15 protein-coding genes are annotated in these 19,214 nt (G+C 58.3%); 10 read left to right on the forward strand and 5 right to left on the reverse strand.

The window, feature by feature from the left end:
• The 4 genes from AMM41_RS20425 to gtfA all read left to right on the forward strand — a co-directional run.
• On the forward strand, positions 1-694 hold a 694-nt coding region (locus tag AMM41_RS20425), incomplete at its 5' end, for a MotA/TolQ/ExbB proton channel family protein (RefSeq protein WP_194944907.1).
• 296 nt (positions 695-990) lie between these two features.
• The gene (locus AMM41_RS20430) at positions 991-2,217 is read left to right on the forward strand and encodes a hypothetical protein (protein WP_194944908.1); all 1,227 of its coding nucleotides are present in this window, start codon (positions 991-993) and stop codon (positions 2,215-2,217) included.
• Between the two features lie 217 nt (positions 2,218-2,434).
• Positions 2,435-3,730: an MFS transporter gene (locus AMM41_RS20435; RefSeq protein WP_089963635.1), complete on the forward strand. Its 1,296-nt coding sequence runs from the start codon at positions 2,435-2,437 to the stop codon at positions 3,728-3,730.
• A gap of 52 nt (positions 3,731-3,782) precedes the next feature.
• The gene (gtfA, locus tag AMM41_RS20440; RefSeq protein WP_089963637.1) at positions 3,783-5,255 is read left to right on the forward strand and encodes a sucrose phosphorylase; all 1,473 of its coding nucleotides are present in this window, start codon (positions 3,783-3,785) and stop codon (positions 5,253-5,255) included.
• 196 nt (positions 5,256-5,451) lie between these two features.
• Here the strand turns inward: gtfA and AMM41_RS20445 are convergent, their stop codons facing one another.
• Positions 5,452-7,737, reverse strand: coding sequence for a TonB-dependent receptor (locus tag AMM41_RS20445; protein WP_089963638.1), 2,286 nt, complete (start codon positions 7,735-7,737; stop codon positions 5,452-5,454).
• 409 nt (positions 7,738-8,146) lie between these two features.
• On the opposite strand from AMM41_RS20445, the gene AMM41_RS20450 reads away from it, so the two are divergent.
• From AMM41_RS20450 to AMM41_RS20470, 5 genes are all read left to right on the forward strand, one after another.
• The gene (locus AMM41_RS20450) at positions 8,147-8,815 is read left to right on the forward strand and encodes an energy transducer TonB (RefSeq protein ID WP_089963640.1); all 669 of its coding nucleotides are present in this window, start codon (positions 8,147-8,149) and stop codon (positions 8,813-8,815) included.
• Between the two features lie 71 nt (positions 8,816-8,886).
• The gene (locus tag AMM41_RS20455; RefSeq protein ID WP_089963642.1) at positions 8,887-9,669 is read left to right on the forward strand and encodes a MotA/TolQ/ExbB proton channel family protein; all 783 of its coding nucleotides are present in this window, start codon (positions 8,887-8,889) and stop codon (positions 9,667-9,669) included.
• 54 nt (positions 9,670-9,723) lie between these two features.
• Entirely contained in the window at positions 9,724-10,137 is a 414-nt protein-coding gene (locus tag AMM41_RS20460; RefSeq protein ID WP_089963644.1) for an ExbD/TolR family protein, read from the forward strand.
• A 25-nt stretch (positions 10,138-10,162) separates the two neighbouring features.
• Positions 10,163-10,591, forward strand: a complete 429-nt coding sequence (locus AMM41_RS20465) for an ExbD/TolR family protein (RefSeq protein ID WP_089963646.1) — start codon at positions 10,163-10,165, stop codon at positions 10,589-10,591.
• 118 nt (positions 10,592-10,709) lie between these two features.
• Positions 10,710-11,744 (forward strand): LacI family DNA-binding transcriptional regulator, encoded by a 1,035-nt coding sequence (locus AMM41_RS20470; RefSeq protein WP_228769382.1) that lies wholly within the window; start codon positions 10,710-10,712, stop codon positions 11,742-11,744.
• Positions 11,745-11,771: 27 nt separating this feature from the next.
• Here the strand turns inward: AMM41_RS20470 and AMM41_RS20475 are convergent, their stop codons facing one another.
• Together AMM41_RS20475 and AMM41_RS20480 are read right to left on the reverse strand one after the other, a co-directional pair.
• Positions 11,772-12,200: a hypothetical protein gene (locus AMM41_RS20475; RefSeq protein WP_089963647.1), complete on the reverse strand. Its 429-nt coding sequence runs from the start codon at positions 12,198-12,200 to the stop codon at positions 11,772-11,774.
• Positions 12,197-14,272 carry an ATP-dependent helicase gene (locus AMM41_RS20480; RefSeq protein WP_089963677.1) on the reverse strand — a complete coding sequence of 692 codons (2,076 nt, stop codon included), beginning with the start codon at positions 14,270-14,272 and terminating at the stop codon, positions 12,197-12,199. The genes AMM41_RS20475 and AMM41_RS20480 overlap by 4 nt, the downstream gene beginning before the upstream one ends.
• 187 nt (positions 14,273-14,459) lie before the next feature.
• Here AMM41_RS20480 and AMM41_RS20485 point away from each other — a divergent pair, with 187 nt between their 5' ends.
• Complete coding sequence (locus AMM41_RS20485; protein WP_089963649.1) at positions 14,460-15,428, forward strand: AEC family transporter; 969 nt, start codon at positions 14,460-14,462, stop codon at positions 15,426-15,428.
• A gap of 86 nt (positions 15,429-15,514) precedes the next feature.
• On the opposite strand, the gene priA is transcribed toward AMM41_RS20485, so the two are convergent.
• Both priA and hemE read right to left on the reverse strand, forming a co-directional pair.
• Positions 15,515-17,620, reverse strand: coding sequence for a replication restart helicase PriA (gene priA, locus AMM41_RS20490; RefSeq protein WP_089963651.1), 2,106 nt, complete (start codon positions 17,618-17,620; stop codon positions 15,515-15,517).
• Between the two features lie 390 nt (positions 17,621-18,010).
• Positions 18,011-19,123, reverse strand: coding sequence for a uroporphyrinogen decarboxylase (hemE, locus tag AMM41_RS20500; protein ID WP_089963654.1), 1,113 nt, complete (start codon positions 19,121-19,123; stop codon positions 18,011-18,013).
• Between the last annotated feature and the right edge of the window lie 91 nt (positions 19,124-19,214).

The following is a 19,214-nucleotide window of genomic DNA, read 5'->3' on the forward strand; positions in this document are numbered from 1 at the left end:
CAGTCTGGTGCCTGCCCCGGCGACGGCCCCGCAAGACAACCCTTATGGCCTGGGCGCACTGTGGGCGCAAGGTGATGCAGTAGCCAAGGGCACGCTGCTGGTTTTGGTGCTCATGAGCATGGGCAGTTGGTATGTGATCTTCACCAAATTCACCGCCCAATCCAAACTGCACCGCTTTGCCCAAACAGCGCAGGCCAACTTCTGGTCTGCAGGCTCGGTGCGCCAAGCGGCCGATGCGCTGGAGGCCGACAGCCCGTTTCGCTTCATTGCCGAAAAAGGCCTGGAGGGCGCCTCCAAACACGAGGGTTTGCTGGGCAATGTGGACTTCAACACCTGGGTGACGATGAGCATCCAGCGGGCCATGGGTACGGTGCAAAGCCGCCAGCAAGATGGCCTGGCGGTGCTGGCCACTGTGGGCTCGACCGCACCKTTTGTSGGCTTGTTTGGCACGGTGTGGGGCATCTACCAYGCGCTGGTCAAGATCGGCATGTCGGGTCAGGCGTCTATCGACAAAGTCGCTGGCCCCGTGGGCGAGGCGCTGATCATGACGGCCATTGGCTTGGCGGTGGCGGTGCCTGYGGTGGGGGTGGAGGAGGCGGGGGCGGTGGAATGTCCGGCTTGGTTTCTTGCAACAAGACCGCTTCGACAGGGCCTTGGATTTTTTTGGCCACAGTGCGGGCCAGACCCGAGCTGATGGCCCAAAAGAGCAAGAGGTGCAACACCACCACCAGCCCCAGTCCCACAAGGTGCTTGGTTGGCTTGCTTTGCCGGCTGGCGTAGTCGTCCATGGTCGAATGGTCCTTTTGTTTGATTTCTAGACGCAGAGCATCAAAGCTCATTGTATTTTGACGGGTGCAGTGTCTGCGTTTGAAGCAAATGGGCATGCATTGAGATCGGAAAAAAAGCAGGGTTCAATTTGGTTACCAAACGAAGTCAGACAGGCCTTGCCACGCACTTTCTGTTCACAATCATGCAAGGAGAATTGCACCCATGAAAATCACACCGTACGGTCCTTGCCAACTTGTTAAACCCTTGTCATTTGTTTTCGGACTCTTGTTTTTCGTCTCTTCCGTCTCAGCCCAAGCGACGGGCTCGATTCGTGCTGAAGTGCACAAGCCTCTTGCAGCCGCCCAAGAAGCCCTCAAGAACAACCAGCCCGATCAGGCCTTGAATCTGACTCGTCAAGCGTTGGCGGTGGCGCAGCTCACCCCTGCCGAGCGGGCTGTTGTGTTGCGTACCCAGGCCGTGGTGGCGCTGCGTGCCCAAAATTGGGATGTGGCCATTGAGTCACTCGAGTTTCTGGTCGCGTCACCTGAGGTGCCTGTGGCTGACCGGTTGCCGATGCTCGAATCGCTGATGAACGCTGGGCAGCAAAAGAAAGACAACGCACGGGTGGTCAAGTGGGCTCGTCAATACATCGAAAGTGGCGGCTCCAAACCCGTGATCCGTGTGGTGATGATTCAGACCCTGTCGGTCATGGGTGAGCACCAGCAGGTGGTGGCTGAGATGCTCGAAAAGTTGCGTCTTGACGCTTCGGCCGGGGTTAAGACGCCCGAGCAGGAGTTGCGCATGCTGGCTGTGAGCTACCGCCAGCTCAAGGACAACGCAGGTTACCAAGCCACATTGCGCCGTTTGTTGGAGGCCTATCCTTCGAAAGCCTATTGGGCCGAGGTGATCCAGCGGCTGGCGCAGCAGCCCAATTTGAACCCGCGTCTAGAACTCGATTTGTACCGATTGCTTGAGCAAACTGACAACTTGGAAGAGGCTGTTGAGTACAGCGATATGGCCCAACAGGCGCTCAAAGCGGGCCTGCCTTCCGAGGCGCTGAGGGTGTTGGCCAAGGGGTTTGACGCGGGTGTTTTGGGACAAGGCGCAGACGGTGCTGCTCATGCCAAACTGCGCACAGAAGCGAAAAAGAAGGCGCAAGAGGACGAGCTCACTTTTGCGCAATTGGAAAAATCAGCCAAGGACAGTGCCTCTTGGGCCGGGGTGGGGGATGTGTATGCATCACAGCAAAACTGGACGGCGGCCAATTCGGCTTATGCGAAAGCCTTGGTCTTGGGCAGTTTGCGCCGTGAACATGAGCTGCGCTTGCACTATGGGATCAGCCTGATCAAAGCGGGCCAAAAAGACGCAGCACGTCAGCAACTGGCAGCCGTGCAGGGTGATCCCCTGGCGATGGAGCTGGCCAGCTTGTGGGGTTTGTTGGCCCGTTGATCTGCTTGCAAGCCAGCGCCAGATGGGCGTCTGGCTTGTGAGTACAGGCGCTATTTTTTGATTGGCGCGAGCAAGTCCCTTCGGACCATGGTGCGTTGATGGGTGATCAGGTGAAACCCTATTGCAATCGATTGCAATAGCGGGTAAATTGCCACAATCAGTTCCAGTGCATGCGTTGCACGCCACCTATTCAATTTTGATGACCACTCCATTGAACATGTCACTTCCCCGTTTGACGATCTGGCAGATCGTGCAAATGAACATCGGTTTCCTGGGGCTGCAGTTCAGCTTTGGATTGCAGCAAAGCAGCATGGGGCCGATTTACAGCTACTTGGGGGCCAACGAAGCGGCGCTGCCTTTGTTGAGTTTGGCTGGACCCGTCACGGGTTTACTGGTGCAACCCATCGTGGGGGCCATGAGCGACCGCTGCACATCGCGTTTTGGTCGACGCACGCCTTTCTTTTTGATAGGCGCCATTGTGTGTTCATTGTGCTTGTTGGCCATGCCTTACAGCCAAGCCTTGTGGATGGCGGCAAGCTTGTTGTGGATATTGGATGCGGCCAACAACACCGCCATGGAACCCTATCGGGCTTATGTAGGGGACCGCTTGCCCAAAGATCAACACGCGCATGGTTTCATCATTCAAAGTGCATTCACTGGATTGGCTCAAACGCTGGCTTACCTCACCCCTTCGTTGTTGGTTTGGTCGGGCATGAACAAGGATGCAGTTGGTGACAACCACATCCCGCAGATCACGCTCTTTGCCTTCATGATTGGTGCGTTGATCTCGGTTACCACCATGTTTTGGTCCATTTGGCGGGTGCCAGAGTTGCCCTTGTCCTCCGAGCAAAAGGCCAAATTGGCCTCCCAAAAGCAAGGACTGTCAGCAACGCTCATCGAAATTTGGGATGCCATCCGTGAGATGCCGACGCCTATGCGCCAGATGGCCTGGATGAAGCTGTTCCAGTGGATGGCCATGGGCTGGTACTGGCAGTATGTGGCGTATTCGATCGCCCGCTCCTTGTTTGGCACGAACGACCCGACCAGCACGGGATTCCGCGATGCCGTTTTGGTCAATGGAGAGGTGGGCGCCTTCTACAACCTGGTTTCATTCATAACCGCTTTGCTCATGGTGCGTTACACGCAGCGCTTTGGTGCGCCCAAAGTACACGCTGTTTGCTTGACGCTGTCGGGTTTGGGGATGTGGTTCCTGCCGCAGATCGATTCGTATGCGTGGCTCTTTTTGCCGGCTGTGGGCGTGGGTTTGGGTTGGGCCAGCATCATGGGCAACCCGTATGTCATGTTGGCCCGCAGCGTACCCCCAGAGCGCACCGGGGTGTACATGGGCATTTTTAACATGTTCATCGTGATTCCTTTGCTCATCGGTGCTGGTTTGATGTCACTGATGTACGACGGTGTGTTTGGCGGTGATCCGCGCAATGTGTTGATGACGGCTGGCGTGTTGATGATTTGCGCCGCAGTGGCCACCTTGCGGGTCAAGGTGCCCGACTGATGTGCTGCTTATGCCTGTGTTTCCCAGTCTGTGTTTTGTGAATGTTTGAAGTATGAAAAACAAGGTTCAATTGATCACCTACGTTGACCGCTTTGGCGGCACGACATTGCCCCAGTTACAAGAATTGCTGGATGGCCCTTTGGCCGGTGTATTTGGCGGGATTCATCTCTTGCCGTTTTTTTACAAAATTGACGGCGCAGATGCCGGTTTTGACCCGATTGATCACAACCGTGTGGACGATCGTCTGGGTGATTGGGATGACATCAAACGACTGAGTGGCACCGCAGATGTGATGGCCGATGTGATCGTGAACCACATGTCGTGCGAATCACCACAATTTTTGGACTACTCCCAAAAGGGCAGCGCTTCTGAATACGATGGACTTTTCTTGACCATGCAATCGGTGTTCCCAGACGGAGCCACCGAGCAAGACTTGTTGGCGGTGTACCGTCCACGTCCGGGCATGCCTTTCTCGATGACCACGCTGGCCAATGGAGAGAGGCGATTGCTGTGGACCACCTTCACACCGCAACAAATTGACATCGATGTGCACACGCCTGCTGGGCAGGCATACCTTGAATCCATCTTGCAAAAACTGTCGCAAAGTGGTGTGACCATGGTGCGGCTTGATGCGGTGGGTTATGCCATCAAGAAGGCTGGCGCCAACTGTTTCATGATGCCCGAGACTTTCGAATTCATCAAAGCTTTTGCCAAGCGCGGTCGTGAACTGGGGCTGGAAGTGTTGGTGGAAATTCACTCGTACTACAAGCGCCAAATGGAGATCGCCCGGCAAGTGGACTGGGTCTATGACTTCGCCTTGCCGCCACTGGTGCTTCACGCGATGGAGTTTGGCCGCAGCGCCCCCTTGCGAGCCTGGCTGGATCAGCGCCCCAACAATGCCATCACGGTGCTCGATACGCACGACGGCATCGGCATCATCGACATAGGGGCAGACGCCGCCGACCGTGCCCACAACCCTGGGCTGGTGCCACCGGCAGAACTTGACGAATTGGTCGAGCGCATGCATTGCAATTCAAAAAACCAGAGCCGTCAGGCAACGGGGGCTGCGGCCTCCAACCTGGATCTGTACCAGGTGAACTGCACTTTCTTTGACGCCATGGGGCGCAACGAGGCCGCCTATCTGGTGGCGCGTGCCATTCAGTTCTTTGTGCCGGGCGTGCCGCAGGTGTACTACGTGGGCCTGCTCGCAGGACACAACGACATGGATTTGCTGGCCCGCACACAGGTTGGACGTGACATCAACCGCCACTACTACGATCGCGAAGAAGTCCTCAGTGCACTTCAGGCACCTGTGGTGTCGAAGCTGATCGACCTGATTCGCCTGCGCAATCAACATGCTGCGTTCAACGGGGTTTTCAGTCACGCCTCATCGGCGGATCATCTGCTGACACTCTTGTGGACAGCGGGTGTCGACTACGCCCGCTTGGAGGTCAATCTGCATGCCAAAACCGGGGTGATGGTCTACAGCTCGGTGGTGGGTGAGCAGAAGTTCGTGATGATGTAGCCCTTGTCTGCAGGCGTGTGTTGAGCAATACACGCCAATCAAAACCTTGGCCGGAGTTTGACTTCGGCTTTTTTTATGGCCTTCAACTCAGGCTGAAATTTGAATGTGCGAACGACAAAAAAAGACCGCCATCATGGCGGTCTTCAAGCTGGACTGAAAACACCAAACCCCGTTTGAGGGTCTGGTGTGATGAGGATCAGAAGTTGTACTTCAGACCCACTTTGGCAGAGCGGCCATTGATCGAACGTGCGGCCATGCGGCCGTCGTTGATTTCGGTGTAACCCAGGGTGTTGGTCAAGTTGTAAACACCGAAGGTTGCTGTCAAGTCTTTGCTGATGGCGTAGCTTGCAAAGCCGTTGACCACAGTGTAGGCGGGCAATGTGGCTTCGTAAGGTGTGCCTTGTGCATCCTTGGCACTGGTGGAGCCGACCACCGCAGCACCCACAGTGAGGGCGCCCGAGGTGTAGGTTGGGCTGAGTTGATAGACCACTTTGGCTTGGCGGTTCGGTGTCAAGCCGCTGCTGACGATTTTGGCGTCGGTCAGTGTCAAGCCGCCATTGATGCGAAAGGCTCCCATCTTGTAGCCGGCTTCAATTTCAACGCCTTTGGCATCGTATTTGTTCGCGGTACTCTTTTGGGTGGTCGCGTCAAAGTTGCTTTCATCGGTTTTGGCCTGGAACAGGGTCACGAAGGTGCTCAAGTTGCCATTGCGCAATTTCACGCCACCTTCGAGTTGCTTGACGGTGTTGATGGGCACCACGCCTGCGCCACCGGCCATGGGCACGGCGGCAGAGCCGAACATGATGCGGTCGGCGTTGAAAGCCACACCTTCACTCAGGCGTGCAAAAAAGGCCAAGTCCTTGTTCAGTTGGTAGTTGCCTCCAAACGAGTAAGAGGTGTGGTTCTTTGTGTAGTTGATGGTCTTGGCATTGCCTGGTGCAAATGTGTTGTCCACGGCCTGGTTGTACGAGCCCGTTGCCACTTGTTGGTCGTGACGCAGACTGCCGTCCAGCGACCAGGCACCCTTTTCCCAGCCAATGACGGCATAGGGTGATGTGGTGTTGTAAGTGGCGTCAATGGCGCGTGTGCAGCAACCACCCCAGACATCGGTACCCAAAGCAGTTGAACCATAAGCCGTGGTGGATGCGTTGGACAGCAAAGCCGGATTTTTATCAGTGGCCTGCATCAGGTACTGGTTGAAGTTCCAGGTCAAACCGACTTTTTGAACGTTCATGAACAAACCAAAGGTGGTGTTCAACTTGGAACCATCGGCTTGCGCAAATGACTTGCTCAACTTGACATCATTGGTGGTGCTGCCCATGTCGTCCATGGAGGTATTGAACACCGTGTTGGTGAATGCATTGCCCGTGTAAGGTTGACCCGCATTGGGGCCTGTGGCGTATTGGGTGCCGACGGCTGCCGCTTTCACGTCATCTGCCGGAAACAAACCGACGAAGCGACCGGACATGGCGGAGTGACGGAATTTTTCGCTCAACTTCCAGCCACCAGCCAGTTTCAGATCGGCCTCAACGCCAAATGAATTCTGTTTAACGCGCAGACCATCATTCACATCGGTGCCAACCAAGGTGTTGTTTTTGCTGAGTGTGAAGTCCTTGACCCAATAAGGCGAATACATGCTGGCCATACGCGGGTCAATGCCCGGAAGTTCGCTGACGGTGCCGTTGGCAATCTTGACCGGCACAGGCATGAACAGAGGGCTTTGTTCGTTCAAGGACTTGAAGTTCAAGCGAACAAAACCATTGTCCAGTTCTTGTGTGATGTTGGCCTTGAGTTGACCGCCTTGGATGCTGTTGCCGGTGGTGTGGCGTGGGCCCTCGCCGTTGTTGGTGTAACCGCCGATGAAAAAGCGGGTCTTGTCGCTCAACTTGCCGCTGTAATCAAAGTCCAAACGTTTTTCTTTGTACCCGATGCCTGTGGTGATGCCAATGCTGCCGCCGGGCTCGTCGCCCGTCTTGCTCAAAAAGTTGACGATGCCGCCAGGTGCATTGGTGGCCAGGGTCGAAGCCGAGCCGCCACGCACGACTTCCACGCGCTCCAGACTGTTGTCAGCACGCAAAAACATGTCAGGGGTGCTGAAAGCGATGTCGCCAAACAGCATCACTGGCAGTCCGTCTTCCTGGAACTGAACGTAACGTGAGCCACCGGCAGAAATGGGCAAGCCACGCACAGTCACGTTGGCATTGCCACCACCACCACTGGATTCGGCGCGAATACCTGGAATGGAACGCAAGATGTCTGAAGCGTTGGTGGGCTGGTTTTGCAGGATTTGCTCAGCGCCCACTGTGGAGATGGAGCTCGATTGCTTCATCTTGCTGGCTCCAGTGGCCGTACCTGTCACCACGACTTCGTCCAATTTGAGTGTGTCGTTGCTGGCTTGCGCATGGGCCATGCCGATTTGGGCAACGGCGAGTGCGGCGGCCAGTGCAACTTTGTGGGGTGTTAGAGGTTGATGTGTTTTCATGGGATGTCTCCAGATAACGTTTGCAAAAAAAGAGGACTCATGGCGTCCAAGTGTGAAATCCTGATCAGCAGTAACAAATTGCAAATCGGACGAAACGAATTTTGTATGGTTTTGAAAACGATTGCAACATATGAACAAAAATGATGTCCACCTGATCAAGAAAATTGAACCATTTCAAGGGGTTTTGAGCCGAAACTTGACTGTGGAATCCAGATGAGTTCAGTGTTTTCCCTAGTGTGTAAAAGTAGCAACACCAAAAAATCGCCATGAATTAGCGTTTTCCCTAGGTTGGAATAAAGGTGAAAAAAGTATGATGCAAACGATTGCATAACCGCAAAATAAAAATGCAGGCAACTGTTGCGGTTTTGCATGGAAATCAAGATGCAAAGCAAATAGGAGAAACGAAACCATGGACGACTACGCCAGCCGGCAAAGAAAGCCGACCAAGCACCTTGTGGGGCTGGGACTGGTGGTGGTGTTGCACCTCTTGCTCTTTTGGGCCATCAGCTCGGGCCTGGCCCGTGCAGTGGTCAAAAAGATTCAAGGGCCTGTGGAGGCGGTCTTGCTGGAGGACACCAAGCCAGACATTCCCCCACCGCCGCCACCGCCGCCGCCCAAGAACCTGCCCCCACCGCCCCCGGCCTACGTGCCCCCAGTGGATGTGGCCGTTACCGCGCCCGCACCGGTCAACGCCATTGCCGCCGTCACAGCGGCTGCACCCACGCAAGCGGCACCGATTGCACCCGCTGCAGTGGCCCCGGCGGCCCCTGCACCTGCGCCCGCACCGCCTGCACCCCCCGTGCGGGTGGCTGCCGTGGTCAACTCGGCCAACTGCGAGAAACCCGACTACCCCAGCGCCTCGCGTCGTCTGGAAGAAGAGGGCACCGTGAGCCTGCGCTTCTTGGTGGGCGCAGACGGCAAGGTCATTCAGTCCGAGGTCGAGAAGTCCTCGGGCTTTAGGCGGCTGGACGAGGCGGCGCGTGCGGGCTTGTCCAAGTGCGCCTTCAAGCCTGCCACCGTAGACGGCAAGCCCGAGCAGGGCTGGGCCAGCATGAAATACACCTGGCGTTTGGAGTAAAGCGAGCCCGCTTTGCCCACGTCCATCCAATTCAACCGATTTTTTTAAGAACACAGCAGGAGCACCTCACCATGTTCAAACCTTCCAAAAACCTCATCCTGGGCGCAGGCCTGTTGGCCAGCCTGTTCTTTGCGGGCGCTGTGATGGCGCAAGCGGCTGATGCGTCCGCTGCGGCAGGCGCCGTTGCGGCGGCGGCCGAAGAAAACCCCTACGGCCTGGGTGCGCTGTGGGCGCAGGGCGACTTTGTGGCCAAGGGCACTTTGCTGATCTTGGTCATCATGAGCATGGGCTCGTGGTACGTCATCTTCACCAAGTTGGCCGAGCAGTCCAAACTGAAGAAGCAAGCGGCGGCGGCCAAGGAGACCTTCTGGAGCGCCAGCACCGTGGCCCAAGGCAAAGACACCTTGGCGCAAGACTCGGCGTTTCGCTTCATTGCAGAAAAAGGCCTGGAAGGCGCCTCCAAGCACACCGGCTTGCTGGCCTCGGTGGACTTCAATGAATGGGTGAGCATGAGCATCCAACGCGCCATGGCCAATGTGCAAAGCCGCATGCAAGACGGCCTGGCGGTGCTGGCCACCGTCGGCTCAACCGCACCGTTTGTGGGCTTGTTTGGCACGGTGTGGGGCATCTACCACGCGCTGGTCAAGATCGGCATGTCGGGCCAGGCGTCCATTGACAAAGTCGCTGGCCCCGTGGGCGAGGCGCTGATCATGACGGCCATTGGCTTGGCGGTGGCGGTGCCTGCGGTGTTGGGCTACAACTGGTTGGTGCGCCGCAACAAGGCGGTGATGGAAGAGGTCAACGCCTTTGGTGCTGACTTGCACGCGGTGCTGTTGGGCTCGGCCAAGAAATAAACCCATCGCCCGGGCGGTGGCAACGCGGCCCGGGCGAGCACACAAGGAGCCATCATGGCCATGAACGTAGGCGAAGCCGATGACGAGATCATCGGCACCATCAACACCACCCCTTTGGTGGACGTGATGCTGGTGCTGCTCATCATCTTTTTGATCACGATTCCGGTGGTGACCACATCCATCAAGGTGGACTTGCCCAAAGAGCAAAACGTGGTGCGCGAGACCAAGCCGGAGAACGTGATCATCTCGGTGGACAAGGCGGGCAAGATTTACCTGTACGACACGCCGATCAAAAACAGCACGGACTTGCTGGAGCGCATGAAGAAGTTCTCGGCCATGAAGCCGCAACCCGAGGTGCAGATCCGGGGGGACGGTCAGAGTGATTTTGAGTCGGTGGGGCGGGTGATGTACGCGGTGCAACGCGCGGGCATCACCAAGGTCGGCTTCATCACCGAGCCGAGCAACTGAAACAGACACAGGCAAGGAGCCCAAAATGGGAATGAATGTAGGAACAAGCGCCAGCGACGAGCCCGAGGTGATCGTGGACATGAACACCACGCCGCTGATCGACGTGATGCTGGTGCTGTTGATCATGCTGATCATCACGATTCCGGCGCAGTTGCACTCGGTGAACCTGGACATGCCGCTGCCCAGCAACGCGGCCAAGAAGGTGGAGCCGGTGGTGATTCGCATCGATGTGGATGCGGCCAGTGTGGTGAACTGGAACGGCAAGGCTGTGGAGGGCCGTGCGGATTTGGAGGCCAAGCTCAAGGAAGCGGCGGTGATGCAGCCGCAGCCGGAGCTGCACATTCGCTCGCACGCCAAGGCCAAGTACGAGGCGACGGCGGGGGTGATGGCCAGTGCGCAGCGCATTGGGCTGACCAAGCTGGGCATTGTGGGCTCTGAGCAGTTCGTCAATTGAGCAGTCCAGCCATTTTTTGTTGAGTACGTTTCTTCCAAGGAAACTTCCAAGTCCCAACCCGCAAGGGGAGGGACTTTTTTTTGATTTACCATCAACGCCACTTGAATGGGACAGATGAATGGCCAAGGCAGAACCGGATAAACGCAAAATTCAGATGGCGGACATCGCCCGATTGGCGGGAGTGTCCACCGCCACCGTTTCGCGTGCCCTCAACGGCAGTCCGCTCATCAACGAAGAAACCCGTTTGCGCATCATCGAGTTGGCCCGCTCGCTCAATTACACGATCAACTTGGGGGCGCAGAATTTGCGCAAGGGCGACAGCACCACCATTGGGGTGGTGATCCCTTTTGACGCGGCCAACAAGCAAAACATCACTGACCCCTTCTTTCTGGCCATGTTGGGCAGTTTGGCCAACGCCCTGACGGATCGGCAATACGACTTGTTGTTGTCAAGGGTCGATGCTGACCATCTGGATCGAATCTCATCGCTTTACGACTCAGGTCGTGTCGGCGGCATTGTGGTCATCGGGCAGTGGGGTCACCATGATCAACTCAATGAATTGGCGCGTCAGCGTCTGCCATTTGTGGCGTGGGGCGCGCAAATGCCCAATCAGTTGTATTGCAGCGTGGGCTCTGACAACATGAGTGGTGGTGTTTTGGCAACGGAACATTTGCTCTCGCTGGGGCGCAAGCGTGTGGCGTTCATGGGCGACAAAACCTTGCCAGAACCTGAAAAACGCCATGCGGGGTATCTCAAAGCCATGCGCAAGGCGGGAATCAAAGCCGATGTGTCTCTCTATATTCCGACCAGTTTTGCGCCACTTGATGCTCAAGAGGCGATGCGAAAACACCTGGACCAGCATGGGCTGAATTTTGATGCCTTGGTCGCTGCGAGTGACCTGATTGCCATTGGCGCCATGGGCGTGTTGAAAGAGCGTGGATTTCGCGTGCCTGAAGACGTCAGTGTGGTGGGCTATGACGATGTGGAACCTGCAGCGCACAGCTTTCCGCCCCTGACCACGGTGCGCCAGCCGATGGACATTGCGGGAGCCCAATTGGTGGATGGTTTGTTGCGTGTCATGGCAGGAGAAAAACCACAGCCACAAATGTTGCCCACAACCCTGGTGCTGCGTGAGTCAACCAAGGCGCATTAAGCCACGCTGTGTCCAAAACGGACGGCATTACTTTGCCACTGGCCTGCGCATTTCAAAAGAGTCCGTCACACCTTGCGCGGTTTCGCGCTCCCCCATCAAGGTCTGAGCGCAGCCATTGGGGCTGAGCTTGCCCAGCCAGGTGGCGGCGATGCGTTGGCCGTCGTGTGATTCTTCCAAGGTGAATTCGCCGTCATCCCAATCGGCCACGACTGCAAAGCGTTGCGACCCGGTATCCAATTCGCCGCGCAGGCTTCCGATGTGTTCGGGATGGGGTTTCAGTTCAAGCCGCCATGCATGGGCCTGGGCTTTGAGCTGAACCCGCCACTGGCCTTGCAACTGCAAGGCGCTGATGTCGGCCGCGTCTGGGCACGCTGGGGGTGCCGATTGAATGGGGCCCATCCACCCCAATGCCAGGCACAGCAACAAACGTTGAAAGAGGACTTGTGCGATCGTCATGGTTTGGCAGCCGCTGCGGCGGCAGCAGCCCGTTGGGCAAATTCCGCCCGCAAGGCCTTGAGCTTTTCGCGCGGGTCTTCACGCACCGTGTTTTCGTCCAGCCGCATTTCGGCAATGAAGCGGCTGGGCAGGGCGGCCACGGTTTCACGGCCTTTTTTGCGGCGCTTGGTCCAGCTCACCGCCAAGCTGCGCTGGGCGCGGGTGATGCCCACGTACATCAGGCGTCGTTCTTCTTGCAGGCGCAGCAAAATGCCTTCTTGATTTGCCCCGTCGGTGGCGTCGTCGTCACCCAGCTTGAAAGGCAGCAGGCCTTCGTTCACACCCACCAGCATCACATGCGGCCACTCCAGACCCTTGGAGGCGTGCAGGGTGGACAGCGTGACCACGTTTTGGTCTTTTTCCCGTTCGCTCAGGGTCGAAATGAGCGAAATGGTTTGTGCCACGTCCAGCAGGTTTTTGATCTCTGTGGCCTGGGCTCCCGTGGCGTCGTCGATCTCACCACCGCAGCGACCGGCCATCCAGTCGCAAAACTCCAGCACGTTGGTCCAGCGAGCTGAGGCCACTTTTTCGTTGTCTTCACCGTCGTAGAGGTGCGATTCGTAGCCAATCTCTTTGAGCCACTCTAATAAGAATGCCAGTGCATCGGTCTTGCCCAGGGTTTGGCGGGCACGGTGCTCCAGGTCATTGATATAGCGGCCAAACTCGTGCAAGCCCGCCACCGCCCGGGCATTGACGGCGCTGGGCAGGCTGCCGGCAAACAGGGCCTCGAACAGGCTGAGTTTGTATTGCGTGGCAAAAGTGCCCAGTTGCCCCAGCGTCTGGTGGCCAATGCCACGTTTGGGGCTGGTGATGGCGCGTAAAAACGCCGGGTCGTCGTCGTTGTTGATCCACAGGCGAAACCAGGCGCACAGGTCCTTGATCTCGGCCTTGTCAAAAAAGCTCTGCCCACCCGAGACCTTGTAGGGGATGTTGGCGCGGCGCAGGGCTTGTTCAAACGGCCGGGCCATGTGGTTGGCGCGGTAAAGAACGGCGAAGTCCTTGAACTCGCGGTGCTTGGATTCGAGCGAATGCCCGCTGCGGATGGATTGGATGCGGGCAATCGCCCGGTCGGCTTCGTGTTCTTCGTTCACCGCCTCGTTCAGGCGCACCGGTTCGCCCTCGCCCAGTTCTGAAAACAGTGTTTTGGGAAACAGCTTGGGGTTGGGCTGGATCACGTTGTTGGCCGCCCGCAAGATGGCGCTGGTGGAGCGGTAGTTTTGCTCCAGCTTGATCACTTTGAGCTGGGGGAAATCCACCGGCAAGCGCTTGAGGTTGTCCAGCGTCGCGCCGCGCCAGCCGTAGATCGATTGGTCGTCGTCGCCCACCGCCGTGAAGCGGGCCCGCTCGCCCACCAAGTGTTTGAGCACCTCGTATTGGGTGGCGTTGGTGTCCTGGTATTCGTCCACCAGCACATGGCCCATCTTGGCTTGCCAGCGCTCGCGCACCTCGGGGTACTCGGCCAGCAGCTTCAGGGGCATGCCGATCAGGTCGTCAAAGTCCACGCTCTGGTAAGCGGTCAGCCGCTCTTGGTACAGCGCCATGATGCGGGCGATGACGCGGGCGTTGTCGTCGGGGGCCTGTGCTGCGGCCTGCTCGGCATTGAGCCCCATGTTTTTCCACAGGCTGATGGTCCATTGCCACTGCCGTGCGGTGGCCGCGTCGGTGGTGCCGCCACAGTCTTTCAGGATGCTGGTCACGTCGTCTGCGTCCATGATGCTGAACTGCGGCTTGAGCCCCAGCACTGCGCCGTCTTCACGCATGATGCGCACGCCCAGGGCGTGAAAGGTGCAAATCAGCACATCTTTGGCGGCGCGACCAATGAGCTGTTTGGCCCGCTCGCGCATTTCGGCGGCGGCCTTGTTGGTGAAAGTGATGGCGGCGATGCGCTTGGGCTCCAGCCCGGCTTCGATCAGCCGCCCGATCTTGTGCGTGATCACCCGTGTCTTGCCCGAACCCGCTCCGGCCAGCACCAGGCAGGGGCCGGAGACATAGTTCACGGCGTCGAGTTGGGCGTTGTTGAGTCCGGCTGACATGGGAAAGTGGGCGATCAGGGCAAAGCAGATCATCATAGCGCCTGACTTGGCGTGTGCCATGGTGAAGCTTGGGCGGCCTTTGGAGGGTGAGGGATGGTCGCGGGTCACGGTCAGGCGGACATGAACTTGTCCGCACTGCGACGGGCGTGGGCCCTGGTGACTACTGGTTTACCCCGACAATTGACGCATGCTTGAAATTTTGCGTGTCACTTTTCCCTTTTTTGCCCTGGTCTTGTGTGGCTACGCGGCTGCCCGGCTGCGGCTTTTGCCCCTAGAGGCCATTCCTGGCCTGAACGGTTTTGTGTTGTTTTTTGCGCTGCCTTGCATGTTGTTTCGCTTCGGGTCGGGCACGCCCATTGCGCAGTTGCTCGATGCTGGGGTGTTTTTCACCTATTTGTTTTGCGCCTTGGTGGTGGTGGGTTTCAGCATCGCCATCAGTTTGAACGCCCGCATTCGCTGGAACGATGCTTCTTTGGGCGCGCTGGTGGCCGCATTTCCTAACACCGGCTTCATGGGCGTGCCCCTGCTGGTGGCTTTGCTGGGTGCGCAGGCGGTGGGCACGGCCATTGTGACCATCGTGGTGGACTTGGTGATCACCTCGTCTTTGTGTGTAGCGCTCTCGCGCATGGATGCGGCGGGCGAGCACGGTGCGGCGGTGGCCGCTCGAAAGGCCTTGGTCGGCGTGCTGCGCAACCCCATGCCCTGGGCGATCAGTTTGGGCGCAGCGTTTTCTTTTTGGAACCTGGAGCTGCTGGGGCCCGTGGCCAAAACGGTGGATTTGCTGGCGGACGCCGCATCGCCGGTGGCCTTGTTCACCATTGGTGCCGTGTTGGCCCGATCTGCCATGTTGGCGCACGAACAGGAGGGGGAGCCTTTGCGAGTGGCCGATTATTTGCCCATTGCCTTGGTCAAGTTGGTTTTGCATCCGGTGTTGGTCTTGCTGGTGGGTATGACGGCCATCCAGTTGGGTGTGCAAATCACGGCCTTGGCGCTGCAAGTGATGGTGTTGGTGGCGGCTTTGCCCAGCGCGAGCAATGTGTCCTTGTTGGCCGAGCGACTGGGCGCTGACAACGGTCGCATTGCGCGCATCATTTTGGTGACCACCGCTGCGGCGTTCTTGACCTTTTCAGGGGCGGTGGCGTTTTTCAAAATGTAGCGCTCAGTGTCGAGGGCGCAACGGCCCGGGTCGGCAAAAAGGGTGCCAGTCCGGCCCACGAAGCGAGCATCGTGCGGCCTTTTCCTTCATATGGACTGCGGGTCCACATCCACCAGCCAGCGGATCACGCCTTTGTGTTCGGGCTGGCTTCGCACTTGATGCAGCACGCCGTGCAGGTGCCAAAGCATTTTTTGCAGGGCCATGCGGTTGGGGCTTTCCAGCAGCATTTGGGCGCGTTCGACATCGGCCACGCGTTGCATGCTCATGGGCACTGCGGGATAAATGCTCACTTGCTGCACCAAGTCGGCTGTGGCGGGGTCGGCGTTCAGCTGTGATTGCAGTGTCTCGCGGGCTGCGTTGAGCAGAGCCTGAGCGACCTCTTGAGTGCGGGCGTCGGCACGCAGCAGGGCTTGGTGGCTGATGGGGGGCAGGTCCGCGGCGGTGCGTTCGGTCAGTTCGCTGGCCGCAAAGGCAGGGTAGTCGTGTTTTTTAAGGGCCTCAAACAGCGGGTGTGTGGGGTGAAAGGTCTGCACCCACATTTCACTGCTGGCGCTTTGAGCGGCGTTGCGACCGGCGCGACCTGCCGCCTGCATGAGCAGCGCAAACAAGCGCTCGGGTGCCCGAAAGTCGCTCGAAAACAGCGCCGTGTCGGGGTTGACGGCCGCCACCAAGGTGATGTGCCGAAAGTCGTGCCCTTTGGCGATCATTTGTGTGCCCACCAACACATCGACTTGACCCGAATGCACCTGGGCCAGCTGACTTTCCAGGGCACCTTTGAGGCGCGTGCTGTCGGCGTCAATGCGGGCGATGCGCACGGGGCTGCCGTCGGGGCGCAAGACGTGCGCCAGCAATTGCCCCAAGTGTTCTTCGAGTTGTTCGGTGCCTCGGCCAATGGGCGCGATGTCGGCATTGCCGCACTCGGGGCAGGCCCGGGGCACGCGTTCTGTCAGGCCGCAGTGGTGGCAGCGCAGGGTGCGGTCGATTTTGTGGAACACCCGAAAAGCGCTGCAGTGCTTGCACTCGCTTTTCCAGCCGCAGTCGGCGCAGTGCAGCACGGGCGCATAACCCCTGCGGTTGAGCAGCAGCATGCATTGCTCACCGCGCTCGACCCGCTCTTGGATGGCCGCCACCAACGGGGCTGACAACACGGTTCGGCGGGGCTGTTTGTTCATGTCGACCCGGCGTACTTTGGGCAACACGCCTGTGCCTATTCGGGAGGGCATCAGCAGGCGCTGGTAACGGCCGCCTGGATCGTCCTGCGTGGCCGGGCGGCTGAGGTGCCAGCTTTCGAGCGAGGGGGTGGCCGAGGCCAGCAGCACGGTGGCGTTTTGCAGCCTGCCCCGGTACACCGCCAAGTCGCGGGCCGAGTAGCGTGCGCCTTCTTGCTGTTTGTAGCTGGGGTCGTGTTCTTCGTCGACCACAATGAGTTTCAGGCGCGGTATGGACGCAAAAATGGCCATGCGTGTGCCCAGCACGATGCGGGCGTGGCCCGCGTGTGCGGCCAACCAGGCTTTGAGGCGCTGGGCGGGTGTCATGCCACTGTGCATGGACACCACCGCCTGCGCCCCAAAGCGGGCTTGCACCCGTTCTTCAAGTTGTGGGGTGAGGTTGATCTCGGGCACCATCAGCAGAGCCTGGGCCTGTGGGTCGGCTGCCAGCATGCCTTGCACGGTCTGTAAATACACTTCGGTCTTGCCGCTGCCGGTGCTGCCAAACAGCAAAAAAGGACCTTTGCCCAAAGCCATTTGGTCCAGCACCGCGGTTTGTTCGGTCGACAGGCTGGGGCTGGGGGCCGTTTGCACGGAGCGTTCGGTGACTTGCTTTTTCAGACGACGCGCCAATTGTTCGGGTGTCAGGTCACGCAACTGTGGGGGCAGGGCCGACAGGGCCACTTCGCCCAAAGACCGTTGGTAGTACTGGGCTGAAAACTGCACCAATTGACGCCAGGGTTCGTCGAGGGGCGGCAAGCCATCGAGCACGCTGATGACCTCGCGAATGGCCGACGATGCCATGCCTTCAGGGGGTGAGGCATGGACTTTCCAAACCACGCCAAGCACGTTGCGTTGCCCCAAAGGAACCCGCACCAGCTGTCCTGGTTGAACGGCTTGGGTGCACCGATAGCTCAGCAATCCGCCGATCTGGCTGTGGGCGGGTGTTTGAACGGCCGTGTCGATCCAGAAAGAAGCAGGCACTTGGAATCCTGAGGTTTGAATGAATTTGAAAATTTTGATGGTTAAGAAAAGTCTCGAAAACGAGGCTAAGTGCTTGATTTCAAAGTGCTTTGAGGATGCTCCAGAAAATCTGTGGATAACTTTGTTGAAAACTTGTCATGAACCCCCTGAAACCCTTAAAAATCAAGGCTTTCAACAGATTGCTCACCCCGTGGGCATTTTAAATTTCATCAATAAAATCAATAACTTACGAATTTATGGTCTGTTGCGCAAGAGGTCATGAAAATTGAAAGATGATCAACTCACAAAGTCATATTTTGTGCATAAGTCAAGGCGATGGATCTTCTTTTTTTCACAAAAAAGCCAGAACAACCGACTTTTCTGTGGTAATTTTTTTCCAAGGCCCAGCGTTCAACGCTGCCGCAATTTCCGCGAATGGCTGTGCACCGCCTCCACCAGCGCCGTCACATGCTCGGGCGGGGTGTACTGGCTGATGCCGTGGCCCAGGTTGAAGATGTGGGTGGGGCCGGTTTGGGTGGTGTCGGTGTGCGGCGTGCCAAAGCTGTCCAGCACGCGGTGCACCTCGGTGGCGATCTGCGCGGGGGGCGCAAACAAGATGTTGGGGTCGATGTTGCCTTGCAGCGCTTTGCCGGGGCCACCGACTTCGCCGCCCACCAAGGCACGGGCACGGCCCAGGTTCATGGTCCAGTCCAGGCCCAGCACGTCGCAGTTCAGGCCCGCCATCTCGGGCAACCACAAGCCGCCGCCTTTGGTGAAGACGATGCTGGGGATGCGCTGGCCGTTGTGCTCGGTCTTCAATTGGCTCAGCACGCGGGCCGTGTAGGCCAGGCTGAATTGCTGGAAAGCGCCATCGGCCAACACGCCGCCCCAGCTGTCAAAAATCATGGCCGCTTGCGCACCGGCTTCGATTTGGGTGTTCAGGTACAGGGCCACCGCATCGGCGTTGATTTCCAGAATGCGGTGCATCAAATCCGGGCGGCTGTACATCAGGGTCTTCACATGGCGGTAGTCGTCAGAGCCTGCGCCCTCGACCATGTAGCAAGCCAGCGTCCAGGGGCTGCCGGAAAAACCGATCAGTGGCACGCGGCCGTTGAGCGCTTTGCGAATGGATGTGACCGCGTCAAACACGTAGCGCAGCTTGTTCATGTCGGGCACGGCCAACTCGGCCACGGCCGCTTCGTTGCGCACATTCTTGGCAAAGCGCGGGCCTTCGCCCTGGGCAAAGGACAGGCCCAGGCCCATGGCGTCGGGCACGGTGAGGATGTCGCTGAACAAGATGGAGGCATCGAGCGGGTAACGATCGAGTGGCTGGAGCGTGACTTCGGTGGCGTAGTCGACGTTGGTGGCCAGGCCCATGAAGCTGCCGGCCTTGGCGCGGGTGGCGCAGTACTCGGGCAAATAGCGGCCGGCTTGGCGCATGAGCCAGACGGGGGTGTGGTCGGTGGCCTGGCGCAGGCAAGCGCGAAGGAAGGTGTCGTTTTGCAGGGGGGCGAATGAGCTCATGCACTGATTGTCGCAGCCAGTGAAGGGCTGCCTGGTGCCTGAGGTGACCTGCTGGCGCGGACCACACGGTGCTTGATCGGGTTCCGGCCTT

It is taken from the genome of Limnohabitans sp. 2KL-3 (assembly GCF_001269405.1).
In the GTDB taxonomy this organism is placed as follows: domain Bacteria; phylum Pseudomonadota; class Gammaproteobacteria; order Burkholderiales; family Burkholderiaceae_C; genus Limnohabitans_A.